Source organism: Pseudomonas sp. C2.3V, assembly GCF_058536325.1.
In genome coordinates this window covers 3,486,979-3,500,823 of record NZ_JBZUBN010000001.1, presented here as the reverse complement: position 1 = coordinate 3,500,823, position 13,845 = coordinate 3,486,979, and the positions used below count along the sequence as shown (strand labels likewise).

The following is a 13,845-nucleotide window of genomic DNA, read 5'->3' as shown; positions in this document are numbered from 1 at the left end:
ACCAGAGGCACGCGGCTCTGGCACTGTTTTGGGCTATGGAACATCCCTTGTAGAGCGCCTGGCTGCAAAATGGTGCCCGCTATCGGCACGGTAAGGCGTCACTCCGGGCAGCTGGCCGCCAGAGTAGGTTGCTGCGCTACCTGAAGTTTTCGCAGGAGATCCCGCTTCTTGGAGTGATGCGCCTGCATGCGTGCCAGCAGATCGTGCAAGGTATGGACGGCCTTCAGAATGTGCGGACCCTTGTTCAGCATCACGCATTCGGCCCGTACACCCATGGCGGCATCCGTAATCTCGGCCCGCGACGGCGCGCCTTTCTTGGCCAGGGTTTCCAGTACCTGGGTCGCCCAAATCACCGGCACATGGGCCGCTTCGCACAGGCAAAGTATTTCTTCCTGAAGCTCAGCCAGTCGTTCGAAGCCGCTTTCTACCGCCAGATCGCCCCGCGCGATCATGACGCCGAAACGCGGAAGATTCATGCCTGCAAAGAGCAGCGCCGGCAGGTTCTCGAAGCCTCGACGTGTCTCGATCTTGAGCACGACGCCCAGCCCATGGGCGTTCAGTCGATCAATGTGATGGAGCAGGGTCCTGACGTCATCTGCCGTGTTAACGAAAGAGAATTCGACCACGTCGGCATGCTCGGCTGCGAACGACAGGGCTTCGATGTCATGGGGCGTGAGCGCATCGAGACGCAGATGGCTGTCCGGAAAGTTGATGCCTTTGTCGCTCTTGAGCTTGGCACCCCCAGGCGCGTGGGTGATACGGATACGCAGCGTCTCGCTCTGCACCGAATCAATGATTCCGCCGATCTTGCCATCATCGAACCAGACCGGCTCGCCAGCCCGTACATCTTCGAAGATTTCCGGCAGCGTGCAGCCGATGGAAGCTGGGGTCAGGACTTCTCCGAAACTGTCGTAGGTTGCCGGATGCCCGGTATGTTGATCCTTGGTCAGAATCAGCACATCGCCCTCCACTAACTTGATGGCCTGCTCTTGAGCCGGGAAGGGCGCAATGCGTGTCTCGCGTTTCCGGCCTTTCCTGTCCTTGATCGAGAGGGCTGTGTTCGGCGTCAGGTAGGCGGTCTTGTAGAGTTCGCTCCAGCACCCTTCGCGGGAGGTATCAACGATCTCGATCTGCCGCTTCGAGCCGCGGGCATCGTGAAGGATTACCTGTGTATGTGGCTGTAGATTCGATAACCAGTCCGCTGCCACCGGCAGGCTGGCATCTGCCTGGGTCGGTGGAGCTTGGGGATTTTCTCTGGCAGTCAGCCAGAGGCGGGCTGGCTTGACTGCTCGACCGAAATCATCGCGGGTCGGCTTGACGCGTATCACGGCCGGCCCGGCGTTGATTTGCCCGGTGCGCAGCTTGGGACCCGCAAGGTCCATCATGACGCGGCAAGGCTTGCCAAGGGCCTTTTCCGCTCGGCGTGCATGTTCAATCATCTGTTGCCAGGTCTTGGCGTCGTCATGAGCACAGTTGATGCGCATGCTGTCCATGCCGGCCGCCAGCAGATCATGCACAAGCGAGTAGTCCTGTGCGGCCTCGCTGGGCATGGTCACCATGATTCGGACTCCACGCCCGACAGGCGTTGCGCCAAACAGAGCCTCGGTGTGCTCATGCAGCAGCTGTTCGCCCCGGTTCATGCCCAGCGGCTCATAGGGAGGAGGCGCGCTCTTGCTGCCAGAGAGCTTTTGCAGGATTTCGATAAGGGTGGTGATTGCAGCCAGGATGTAGGCTTCCGAACGACCCAGCGACGACAGTCCCAGCCGTGCCAGGCGTGCCTGTAGCGGCCGGATGTCATGACGGCGTAGCGCCAGATAGTTAAGCAGGTTATGTGCGCTCTCGGTATAGCTCTGGTGCACATGCTCCGCCAGGATGGGTGCGTCACAGGCCGCCGTGATCATCTCGTCACGCAGAGCAATCAGTTCGGACAGGGCCGCTTCGATATCGGCCGGTATCAGTGAGCCTGGGGGAAGTGTCCTGGTGTTCAAATGATAACCTCAACAGTCAAAGTCCGGATAACAACAGGCGTCATTACGTCGCGTCGGCCGAGCTAAGCACAGGTATGTGACGTTGGTATGTAGGGGTGCCCTTATGGGGACAAGCGAAGGTTTAGAAAGAACCAGGCTGTGGGTGTTCTGCAGGATAGCGGACGCTTTGTTTCATGAGATTACGGTAATGGCATATCTGCTCAGAAAGCTATCTATGTAGGCAAAGGCTTACAGGAAGTGACTGTGATTGACGCTAGGGAAGAAGGCGGCGGTGGCGTAGTCTTCTTACCCATGGAATGCAGCGCGGGACGCGCTCATGAGCCTCAAGGATGAAAGACCCGCCAGGATGGCACTCGATAAGGATATCGAGCGGTCAACAAAAACCCCGCCTAGGCGGGGTTTTTTCGTTGGGCCGGAAAAAGGATCTCCTCGAAATCCTCTCCGGCAAGCCCTCACTCACGTATGGGAGTGAGGGGCTGGTGTTTCGCTCTGGGCGGTATTGGTAGGCGGCAGGTTGTCGGGCGGAATGGCCAGCGCGCGTAGCGCACCTGACATGATTTGGCTGAACACCGGTGCCGAAACCAGACCGCCGTAGTAGCCGATCTTGGTCGGGGAGTCCATCATCACGGCCAGTACCAGCTTGGGATCGCTAGCGGGCGCCATGCCTACGAACATCGAACGATAGGCATGCTCCTTGTAGCCGCCGCCCCCGGAGCGACGGGCAGTACCACTTTTTCCTGCCACCTGATAACCCGGCACTCGAGCGCGCACGACGCCGCTGGGATCTTCCACTACCTCCTTGAGCATCATGCGAATCCGATGCGCCACCTGTGGGTCCATCGCAGGTACCAGTTGTTGTGGGTTATCGCGCAGCAGCGAGAGTGGGGCAAGCTTTCCGTCATTGGCAAAGACCGTATAGGCCTGGGCCAGCTCGGCGGTATTGACGGCCAGACTATAGCCATAGGACATGCTGGCTGTGGCGATTCTGGACCATTTCACATGGTTGGGCAGATAACCTGCGTTTTCACCCGGGAAACCCAGAGACAGGGGCGAGCCAAAGCCGACCCGGGCCAGCTGTTCAAGGATAGGTTTGGGACCGACTTCCAAGGCAACCTTGCTCATGCCGATGTTCGACGAGTTGATCAGCACGCCGGTCATGGTCAGGATGTCCCGACGTGCTACGTCGCGAATCGTGTGGCCGTCGATGACAAACCAGCCCGGCGCCACACTCACCTGGGTATTTTCGTTGAATTTTCCCGTGGCCAGCGCCGCTGACATGCTGAACGGCTTGATAACCGAGCCGGGTTCGAACACATCGGTTAGCGCGCGGTTACGCATGAAAGTCGGGTTGATGGATGCCCGGTTGTTCGGGTTATAAGACGGAAAGTTCGCCATGGCCAGGATCTGACCATTCTTGGGGTTGACCAGTACGGCCGAGCCGGACAGGGCACCAAACTTGGTTACGGCCTCCTGCAGAGCGCGATAGGCCTCGAATTGCAGGCGCAAGTCGATGGACAGGGCAATGTCCTGGCTGGGCTTGGGCTGTTTGTCGACCTTGATGTTCTTGACGATGGAGCCGCGCGGGTTGATCAGCACCTCGCGAACGCCTGCTTTCCCGCTGAGCCATTCGTTGTAGCCCAGCTCCACGCCCTCCTGGCCTTCGCCATCCAGGTTCACCAGACCAATCAATTGGGCTGTCAGGTCAGAGGTGGGGTAATAGCGCTTGTACTCCTTGAGCTGGTGCACGCCCTTGATATCGAGCGCCATGATGTCCTCGCCTTCGATGGGGGACAGGCCACGGGCCAGGTAAAGGAAATGCTTTTCCGAGCGGGCCTTGATATAGGACATGAGCTCGTCTGCGGGACGATGCAGTGCCGCTGCCAGCGCAGGCACCCGGTCCATGCTCTCCTTCATTTCCGAAGGGTTGCACCAGATCGTCGACACTTCGGTTGAGACGGCCAGGGGGGAGCCATTGCGGTCGGTAATCAGGCCGCGGGTAACGGGGATGGGGATATGACGAACGCTGCGCCGTTCGCCCTGATCGATCAGGAACTCACTGTCATGAACTCGGAGATAGACCAGCCTGGACGCGACGGCCAGAGTAAGCAGGAACAAAAAAAATAACACCGCATGAAAACGGTAGCGGTTTGAAAATCCATTCATGGTCTTGGCAACTTGACGTGTTCAATGCCTGGGCAGGCCATCGTCAGGCCTGCTGGCCCGGCGAGGCGAGAAAGCGCGGATAGTACCGTAAAGGTGCCAGTAGTTGGCGATGGGTTTCGCATCAGCGTAGGCATCTTTCGATCTAGAAGGCGCGATACGACCAGTGGTCATTCCGCCAAACAACTGGTCTTGAGCGGCTCCAGCAAGCGGGATTGCTAGCGTCTGGGTGTAATGCCGTGTTTGTGTAGCTTCCGGTAAAGCGTGTTTCGGCTTATGCCAAGGCGTTCGGCCGTGCGTGTCATCTGCCAATGTTCCTGCTCCAGTATCTGGAGCAGGGCGGTCTTTTCGGCATCTTCCAGGGGCGCATCCAGCGTCAGGGCGGGCAGGCTCGCTGGGCTGGAAATCTCCTGCGGCAGATCACCCCTGCGAATCACCCCATCCTCGCACAAGGCCACCAGGGTTCGCAGGACATTGCGCAACTGACGAACATTGCCTGGCCATTGATACCCAAGCAGGGCCTGGCGAGCCTCGGCGTCCAGGTGCAGATTCTGGCCCTGCGCCTCTTCAAGCAGCAGGTGATTGAGCAGCGCGGCCTTGTCGAGCCGCTCACGTACCGGCGGCAGGCTCACCACCAGACCGTTGAGCCGGTAGTACAAATCCTCTCGAAAGCTGCCGTCGCCTACCCGTATCCTGAGATCGCGGTGGGTGGCGCTAATGATGCGGACGTCGATCGCCTGCGGTTGTCCGCCCAGCGGAACGACCTGCCGTTCCTCCAGTACGCGCAGCAGGCGGGTCTGCAACATCAGGGCCATATCGCCGATTTCATCGAGAAACAGGGTGCCGCCGTGGGCTTCGAGTAGCTTGCCACGCATGCCTTCCTTGCGCGCACCGGTAAACGTGCCACCGGCGTAGCCGAACAGCTCGCTTTCGATAAGTGATTCCGGGATCGCCGCGCAGTTAAGAGCAATAAAAGGCTTTTTGGCGCGCGAACCGGCCAGATGCAGGGCTTTGGCGAAGGCCTCCTTGCCGGTCCCCGTCTCACCGGTGAGCAGCACCGGAACATCGCGCTCCATGACCTTGCGGGCGCGCTCGAACTCCCGTGCAAGGGCAGGATCTTCGAGGCACAGCGCTGGACGCGGCGGGGTACGGACAGGTACGGAATGAACAAGCTTGTGCGGCGCTCGCAGCTGTCCATAGAAGCGTGTTCCTTCAGTGCTGTACAGCGGCCAGCAATGTGTAGGATGCGGTTGTGCACGATCAAGTAACGAAGCAAGGGGAAGCTCGATGAGCGTCTCTACGGGTTGCCTCAGAAGGGCCGGTCGCGTCGTGCCTAGCAGGTTCAGCGCGCTTTCGTTGATGGCGCTGATTCGGCCAGACTCATCAAACGCCAGCAAGCCTTCACTCAGCAGCCCGACGTAGTCCGGCTGGGTATGGAAGCGCAGCAGATAGCTGTCCTCGCATTGACGAAGGAAATAGCAGCTTTCGATGAGCTTGGCCGACAGGTTGACCAGCGCCATGGTGTGAAACTGGCTCTGCCGGGAAACGGTGCGCCGCGCCGAGGACACATCCAGTACGGCCAAAAGGTCTCCGGCAGGGTCGAATACCGGGCTGGCGGAGCATGTCAGGATGGTGTGGCGATTGCGGAAGTGCTCATCCTGATGAATCGTCAGTGCATGCCGTTCGACCGCGCAGGTGCCGATGCCATTGGTGCCCTCGCAGGATTCGCTCCAGTCTGCTCCCAGCCACAGGCCTGCCCGCTGAAAGGTGTCTCGTTCGGCCTCGTGGGTGATGCAATCGAGAATAAGGCCGCTGGCATCGGTAAGCAGGACGGCATGACCGGCACCCGCGAGCTGCTGATGCAGGCGATTCATCTCGCCATGGGCGATTTCCAGCACCCGTTGTGAGCGCTCGCGCTGCTCAAGGATACGAGGGTGCTCGAGTACGCTGGGCGAGGTGGCAGTGGACGGATCCAGGCGGTGCTGTTCGAGACAGCGACGCCACGAACGGGCAATGGCTGGATCGGTGTCGGCCTGGCCCAGACCATGACCAACGGCAAGCACCTGACGCGTGTGACGACTCATGGGTGTGGCAGTCATTCTTATTGTGCTCCGCAAGGTGAATTCCGGGTCCTTGATTCACAGGAACCCTCCGATTCAGCGAAGTGCGTAATAGCGCCTATGCTTGATCAGGCGCAGGTTAAATGCAATGCAGATCATCGACTGTGTCAGAAGTGGTACAGCCTGTCACGCCTGCTGTCCTGGCGCTGACACACGATGTGACACCTGCCGGTTCGCGCCGGACAGCCGAAGCCGCCTGCGGCGCACATTTGCCACAGTTGGCCCAGGCCTTGCTATTTCTCAGGTATTACCGGTCCTCATAACAAACACAACATCGGGAGAACCACCATGCGTTACGCAGCCCCTGGCAGCCAAGGTGCTCTGATCACCCTGCAATCCCGTTACGGCAATTACATCGGCGGCGAATTCGTACCGCCGGTCAAAGGCCAATATTTCACCAATACCTCGCCGGTCAATGGCTCTGTGATTGGCGAGTTTCCCCGTTCCTCTGCTGAAGATATCGAAAAAGCGTTAGATGCTGCCCATGCGGCGGCAGATGCCTGGGGCAAGACCTCAGTGCAAGCGCGCTCGTTGACCCTACTCAAGATTGCCGACCGCATCGAGCAGAATCTGGAAAAACTGGCCATTGCCGAAACCTGGGACAACGGCAAGGCCGTGCGTGAAACCCTTAATGCCGACGTGCCGCTGGCTGCCGATCATTTCCGCTACTTTGCAGGTTGTATCCGGGCTCAGGAGGGGACGGCGGCCGAAATCGACCAGCATACGGCGGCGTATCACTTCCATGAGCCGCTCGGCGTGGTCGGGCAGATCATTCCCTGGAACTTCCCGCTTCTGATGGCTGCCTGGAAGCTGGCGCCCGCGCTGGCTGCAGGTAACTGTGTGGTGCTCAAACCGGCCGAGCAGACGCCGCTCTCCATTACGCTCTTCGTTGAGATGATTGGCGACCTGCTGCCACCCGGTGTGATCAATATTGTGCAGGGCTACGGCAAGGAGGCGGGGGAAGCCCTGGCGACCAGCACACGCATCGCCAAGATTGCCTTTACCGGCTCGACGCCGGTGGGCTCGCACATCCTCAAGTGCGCAGCGGCCAATATCATTCCAAGTACGGTCGAGTTGGGAGGCAAGTCACCCAACATCTATTTCGACGACATCATGGGTGCGGAGCAAAGCTTTATTGAAAAGGCGGCCGAAGGGCTGGTGCTTGGCTTCTTCAACCAGGGAGAGGTGTGTACCTGTCCATCCCGCGCCCTGGTGCAGGAATCTATCTATGAGCCGTTCATGGCGGAAGTCATGAAAAAGGTTGCGCAGATCAAGCGCGGTGATCCGTTGGACACCGACACCATGGTCGGCGCCCAGGCCTCTCAGCAGCAGTTCGAAAAGATAGTTTCGTACCTGGAAATCGCGCGTGGCGAAGGGGCCGAATTTTTGACTGGCGGCGCTGTAGAAACCCTGCAGGGCGACCTGGCCAATGGGTATTACATCCAGCCGACCCTGCTCAAGGGCCACAACAAGATGCGGGTATTCCAGGAAGAGATCTTCGGGCCGGTCATCGGCGTGACCACGTTCAAGGACGAGGCCGAAGCGCTTGCCATTGCCAACGATACCGAGTTTGGCCTGGGCGCGGGGGTCTGGACGCGGGATATCAATCGCGCGTATCGCATGGGTCGCGGCATCAAGGCCGGGCGTGTGTGGACCAACTGCTATCACCTCTATCCTGCCCATGCGGCATTCGGTGGCTACAAGAAGTCCGGCATCGGTCGCGAGACCCACAAGATGATGCTGGATCATTATCAGCAGACCAAGAACCTGCTGATCAGCTACGACACGAATCCGCTGGGCTTCTTCTAGGCTCGTCATGGGGGCCGGTGAATCCTCATCGGCCCCTGGGACTGCGGCGTATCTACTCCTGTGAAGGCTCAACCTGAGCCTTCCTTGAGCCAGGTCATCATTTCTATGCCTTGTTTGCTCCAGGCTTGCAGTATGGAGCGCCGGAACGATTGACCTGTATTTGCCAGCACGACTCCATACGTCATGTATCCATGAGGGATCACGTCATGCCTAAAACAATGAAAGCTGCCGTCGTTCGTGAGTTTGGTAAACCGCTGGAAATCGAGGAGGTGGATGTCCCTACCCCAGGCGCAGGACAGGTCCTGGTGAAGATCGAAGCCTCCGGGGTGTGCCATACCGACCTGCATGCCGCCGAAGGCGATTGGCCGGTCAAACCCAATCCGCCCTTCATCCCGGGGCATGAAGGGGTTGGGTATGTGGTCGGGGTGGGCGCTGGCGTCACCCATGTGAAGGAGGGGGATCGGGTCGGTATCCCATGGTTGTACTCCACCTGTGGTCATTGCGAACACTGCCTCGGGGGCTGGGAAACACTGTGCGAGGATCAGAAGAACACGGGCTACTCGGTCAACGGCGGCTTTGCCGAATATGCCCTGGCTGATGCCGGCTACGTGGGACGGCTGCCGGATAATGTGGGCTTTGTGGAGATTGCGCCGGTGTTGTGTGCCGGGGTGACCGTTTACAAGGGACTCAAGATGACCGAAACCAAGCCCGGGCAGTGGGTAGTGATCTCCGGAATTGGGGGCCTTGGGCACATGGCCGTGCAGTATGCCAAGGCCATGGGCATGAACGTGGCCGCAGTCGATGTGGACGATAAGAAGCTGGAACTGGCGCGCCGGCTGGGGGCCGAGGTTACGGTCAACTGCCGTGAGCTGGACCCGGCGGGCTATCTGAAAAAGGAAATCGGCGGCGCCCACGGTGCCCTGGTCACGGCTGTCTCGCCCAAGGCATTCGAGCAGGCTATCGGCATGACCCGTCGTGGTGGCACCATTGCCCTGAACGGGCTTCCGCCGGGAGAGTTTCCGCTATCGATCTTCGACATGGTCCTCAACGGCACGACCGTTCGCGGCTCCATTGTCGGGACGCGGCTGGATTTGCAGGAAGCCCTGGAGTTTGCCGGTGAGGGCAAGGTCAAGGCGACGGTTGCAGCCGAACCCCTCGAAAACATCAACGATATCTTTTCCCGGATGCACGAAGGCAAAATCGAAGGACGTATCGTGATCGATATGAGCCTGTCCTGACCGCTCTGCGGCACGTTTCTGTACCCTTTGGGCAGGACGTGCCGCTTACACATCATATCGCCTATCTAGCGGCTCTAATCTGGTGTCAACTAGCCTCAAGCAACTAGCTCTCCCTGTATAAGCGCATACAGAACTGGATGTCTTCACCTGAAAGGCAATGGTCATCCCGGCTGACGTGGGGGCCCGCTTGTGAAACAATCCGGCGCTGCCATCTTTTGGGAGCTAAGGGCATGAATGTTCAGACGCGTAATAACGTTCACGTCACTGGTAGCGGGCCTTCTACCATCGTATTTTCCCATGGCTTTGGCTGCGACCAGAATATGTGGCGCTTTCTTGCCCCTGTGTTTGCCAGGCGTTACCGGACAGTGCTATACGACCTTGTCGGAAGCGGCTCTTCAGATCTGAATGCCTATGATCGTGTAAAGTACAACACATTGAAGGGCTACGCAGATGATGTGCTTGAGATCATCGATGAGTTTGCGCAAGGACCGGTGATATTTGTTGGCCACTCGGTCAGTGCGATGATTGGCATGTTGGCAGACATCGCTGCTCCAGAGCGTTTTGCTGCCCATATCATGATTGGCCCGTCGCCTTGCTACATCAACGATGGCGACTATTTCGGCGGATTTACCCGTAGTGATATCGAGTCACTGCTGGAAACCCTGGAAAGTAACTACTTGGGATGGTCTAGCACTATGGCTCCAGCCATCATGGGGGCGCCAGGCCAGCCGGAACTGGGGGCGGAGCTGACCAACAGTTTTTGCCGCACCGATCCAGAGATTGCCAAACAGTTTGCTCGCGTCACGTTTACCTCGGATAACCGGGCAGAACTCGCCAGGCTCAAAACCGATACATTGATTCTTCAGTGCAGCGATGATCTGATCGCACCGATTCAGGTAGGTGAATATATGCATCGGACGCTACCGAACAGCGTACTGAAGATCATTGATAACGTAGGGCATTGCCCTCACCTGAGTGAGCCGGATGCGAGTATCAACGCTATGAATGCTTTCCTCAGCACGCGTTGCCGTGACGCCAGTGGCGTTTGACGCTAGCGGTTTGCCGGATGCTGAGGCGCTCTTTGAAGAAGCTGCCTGTGGGCTTTTGGTTACCAGTCGGGACGGGGTCATTCGCCGCGTCAACAAAACCTTTTGCCGGTGGATGGGCTACTGTGCGTCCGAACTGGTCGGTTTGCGGCGGATACAGGATCTGCTGACGATGGGCGGGCGTATTTTTCACCAGACCCATTGGGCGCCGCTGTTACAGATTCAAGGCTCCGTGGCTGAGGTCAAGCTTGATCTGGTTCATCAGGCAGGGCATACGATCCCGATTATTCTCAATGCCGTACGCCGTGAGTATGCCACTGGTGTTTTTCATGAGCTGGCCATTTTCGTGGCCGAAGATCGGCATAAATACGAGCGCGAGCATATCCTGGCGCGGCGGCGGGCCGAAGAACTATTGATCAAGCAGCTTGAGGCGCAGCAGGCTCTTGAAGTGGCTCAGGCAAAACTTCGGCTGGCGCTCGAGTCTGGTCAATTGCTGGTCTGGGATGTTAATCCCGAAACCACTGAACGCCGTTATGAAGAGGGAGTTGCCAGCCTGCTGGGGTTCGAGACGCCCCAGACCATCACCGAAGAGCAGTATGCCTCGTTCATCGAGCCTGAAGACCGTGAGCGGGAGCAGCTAGCCTTCTCACAGGCGTTAAACGTCTATGGTGAAGCCTATCGCTGTGTGTATCGGCTTAATGGTGTGGATGGGGTTCAGCGGACAGTGAGCTCTTCGGGGCGAGGGCTATTCAAGGAGGATGGCTCCCTGCATCAGTTTGTAGGCATCCTGCAGGATATTACCGAGCTGAGCCAGCAGCGGGCAGAGGCGGAAGATCGCGCGTTGTTTGCCGAGCAGATGGTAGGCATCGTCAGTCATGACCTGCGTAACCCGCTATCAGCTATCAGGATGGGAATTCATCTGTTAGAGCGAGGCGAAGTCACGCCTGCCCAAACTCAGGTGCTGGGGCATCTCACGCATTCCACGGACCGTGCGCAGCGGCTGATTGCCGACCTGCTAGACTTTACTGTGGCGCGTGTGGGAGAGGGAATCACATTGTCCCCCGAACCTATCCAATTGCATAAACTGGTATCGGCCAACGTTACCGAGCTGACCCTCGCATTTCCCGGACGAGCTCTGGAACATGGAGCATTTGGGGAAGGCATGTGTATGGGGGATGCTGATCGCATTGCTCAGGTCATTGGGAACCTGGTCTCCAATGCCATGGCCTATGGCGCTCCAGACCGTACGGTGACTGTAGCATCCGGTATTGAGGGCGATACCTTCTGGGTCTCGGTTCATAACCATGGCGTACCTATTCCAGACGATGTATTGCCTAGATTGTTTGAGCCCATGACCCGCGGTGGCAGTGGTAACAGCAAGGCACGCAGCGTAGGGCTCGGCTTGTTCATCGTGCGTGAAATTGTAAGAGCCCATGAAGGTGATATTCGTGTTCGCTCATCGGCTGGGGAAGGCACAACCTTTATCGCGACCTTTCCGCGGAGAACCATGGAGCGTGCCTAGCCTGACCGAAGCCTGCCGTTAGAACACGCCTCGATCAGTTTTGGATTTATGCTGGCCGGCTTTCACTAACCATTCGCACGGCCAACCCTGCCAGTACGGTTCCCATCAGCCACCGCTGAACAGTCAGCCATAACGGGCGGCCTGCCAGAAACGCTGCAATAGAGCCTGCCGTAAAGGCGATCAATCCGTTCACGGTTACGCTGATCAGAATCTGCGTCGCGCCCAGGAGCAGGGACTGGGTCAACACGCTGCCCTGCTCAGGCGAAATGAACTGCGGCAGCAAGGACAGGTAGATCACGGCAATTTTAGGATTGAGCAGGTTGGTCACAAAGCCCATAGCGAAGAGTTTGCGCGGACTGTCCTTGGGTAGGTCCCTGACCTGAAACGGAGACCGTCCGCCGGGTTTCACGGCCTGCCAGGCCAGATATAGCAGATACAGCGCACCGCCTATCCGCAGCGCATCGTAGGCGAAGGGCACCGCCATCAGCAGAGCAGTGATTCCAAGGGCTGCACAGACCATGTAGAACGCAAAGCCCAGGGCCACGCCGCCAAGGGAAATCATGCCAGCCGTTCGGCCCTGGCAGATGGAGCGGGAAATCAGATAGACCATGTTTGGTCCGGGTGTCAGCGCCATGCCCAGGGTGATGGCCGCAAAGGCGAGCAGGTGTGAAAGTTCAGGCATGACGGCTCCGTTCAAGACATTGTTTCTAGGCTATCTATATATCATCGGAAAACGTTCAATGGATTGAATAATAAGCCAGCAGGAAAGGGCTAAGCTTAGAGCACTCGCTATATACAACAAGAACAAGGTGAAAGGCCCATGAATGCGCAACAACCCTTTCTCTCTCCATTATCTGCTGTCATCGAGGAGATTCAGGCGTTTCTCGGTGAGCGGATCGTAACCAGTCTCGCGGAGCGTGAACAGCATGGTCATGGCGAGTCCTACCATGCGACCCGGATGCCTGATGCCGTCTGCTATGCACATAGCACCGAAGAAGTCTCCCGCATCGTCAAGGTCTGCGCCCACTACGGCGTTCCCATCGTTCCCTTTGGGGGCGGCACCTCGCTGGAAGGGCATGTCTGTGCGCTCAAGGGTGGTATCTGTATAGACCTTAGTCGCATGCAGCGCATCCTGGCGGTCCGCCCGGGCGATCTGGATGCCACGGTTGAAGCCGGAGTGACGCGCCAGCAGCTCAATACCGAACTGCGGGCCACGGGACTGTTCTTCCCTATCGATCCGGGCGGAGAAAGCACCCTGGGCGGCATGGCGGCAACACGTGCCTCCGGGACCAATGCCGTACGCTACGGGACCATGCGGGAGAATGTCCTGTCGCTGACCGTAGTGTTGGCCGATGGCCAAATCATCAAGACGGCCAACCGTGCCCGCAAGTCCTCGGCGGGTTATGACCTGACGCGGCTGTTTGTGGGCTCGGAAGGTACGCTGGGGATCATCACCGAAGTGACCTTGAGGCTCTATGGCATTCCGGAAATCACGTCCGCTGCGGTATGTACCTTTCCCGATGTAGAGAGCGCTGTGACCTCGGTGGTAACGATCATCCAATACGGTATTCCTGTCGCCCGGGTCGAGCTGCTGGATGCGCGGACTATCATGGCTGTGAACCGCTATTCAAAGATGACGCTGGATGAGCGGCCCACCTTGTTCTTCGAATTTCACGGCTCACCGGCAGGCGTTGCCGAACAGGTAGAGCTGACCCAATCAATCACCGAGGGCAACGGGGCGCTGAGCTTTGTCGCTGCGGCCGATGCCGACTCGCGTAACGCGCTCTGGAAGGCCCGCCACGGGCGAGCATGGCGTAGGGTCGGGCAAGATCAAGTTCATGACGCTTGAGCATGGCGCCGCAGTGAACACCATGCGCACCCTCAAAATGGCGCTGGACCCCCAGGGAATTCTCAACCCAGGGAAGGTGCTCCCGGACGCCGATGTCTGACGCCTCGGCAAGC

Annotated in this window: 8 protein-coding genes and 1 pseudogene; 5 read left to right on the top strand and 4 right to left on the bottom strand. The window is 58.4% G+C overall.

What is annotated here, in order from left to right:
• Positions 1-98: 98 nt before the first annotated feature.
• The 3 genes from AC4LF3_RS16685 to AC4LF3_RS16675 all read right to left on the bottom strand — a co-directional run bounded on the left by AC4LF3_RS16685 (position 99) and on the right by AC4LF3_RS16675 (position 6,247).
• Positions 99-1,988, bottom strand: coding sequence for a pyruvate kinase (locus AC4LF3_RS16685; protein ID WP_491835897.1), 1,890 nt, complete (start codon positions 1,986-1,988; stop codon positions 99-101).
• 456 nt (positions 1,989-2,444) lie between these two features.
• A complete protein-coding gene (locus tag AC4LF3_RS16680; protein ID WP_019366014.1) occupies positions 2,445-4,151 on the bottom strand; it encodes a peptidoglycan D,D-transpeptidase FtsI family protein in 1,707 nt (568 codons plus the stop codon).
• Positions 4,152-4,366: 215 nt separating this feature from the next.
• Positions 4,367-6,247, bottom strand: a complete 1,881-nt coding sequence (locus tag AC4LF3_RS16675; RefSeq protein ID WP_491835895.1) for a sigma-54-dependent Fis family transcriptional regulator — start codon at positions 6,245-6,247, stop codon at positions 4,367-4,369.
• A 309-nt stretch (positions 6,248-6,556) separates the two neighbouring features.
• Here AC4LF3_RS16675 and exaC point away from each other — a divergent pair, with 309 nt between their 5' ends.
• The 4 genes from exaC (at position 6,557) to AC4LF3_RS16655 (ending at position 11,883) form a co-directional block, all read left to right on the top strand.
• Positions 6,557-8,077, top strand: coding sequence for an acetaldehyde dehydrogenase ExaC (gene exaC / locus AC4LF3_RS16670; protein ID WP_019366011.1), 1,521 nt, complete (start codon positions 6,557-6,559; stop codon positions 8,075-8,077).
• A 206-nt stretch (positions 8,078-8,283) separates the two neighbouring features.
• Positions 8,284-9,315 carry an alcohol dehydrogenase AdhP gene (adhP, locus tag AC4LF3_RS16665; RefSeq protein ID WP_491835893.1) on the top strand — a complete coding sequence of 344 codons (1,032 nt, stop codon included), beginning with the start codon at positions 8,284-8,286 and terminating at the stop codon, positions 9,313-9,315.
• 230 nt (positions 9,316-9,545) lie between these two features.
• Positions 9,546-10,364: an alpha/beta fold hydrolase gene (locus AC4LF3_RS16660; RefSeq protein ID WP_491835891.1), complete on the top strand. Its 819-nt coding sequence runs from the start codon at positions 9,546-9,548 to the stop codon at positions 10,362-10,364.
• The gene (locus AC4LF3_RS16655) at positions 10,321-11,883 is read left to right on the top strand and encodes a sensor histidine kinase (RefSeq protein ID WP_491835888.1); all 1,563 of its coding nucleotides are present in this window, start codon (positions 10,321-10,323) and stop codon (positions 11,881-11,883) included. The genes AC4LF3_RS16660 and AC4LF3_RS16655 overlap by 44 nt, the downstream gene beginning before the upstream one ends.
• 46 nt (positions 11,884-11,929) lie before the next feature.
• On the opposite strand, the gene AC4LF3_RS16650 is transcribed toward AC4LF3_RS16655, so the two are convergent.
• Positions 11,930-12,565, bottom strand: a complete 636-nt coding sequence (locus AC4LF3_RS16650) for a LysE family translocator (RefSeq protein ID WP_312270436.1) — start codon at positions 12,563-12,565, stop codon at positions 11,930-11,932.
• A 138-nt stretch (positions 12,566-12,703) separates the two neighbouring features.
• On the opposite strand from AC4LF3_RS16650, the pseudogene AC4LF3_RS16645 reads away from it, so the two are divergent.
• Positions 12,704-13,832, top strand: a pseudogene (locus tag AC4LF3_RS16645) (FAD-binding oxidoreductase).
• The last annotated feature ends 13 nt before the right edge of the window (positions 13,833-13,845 follow it).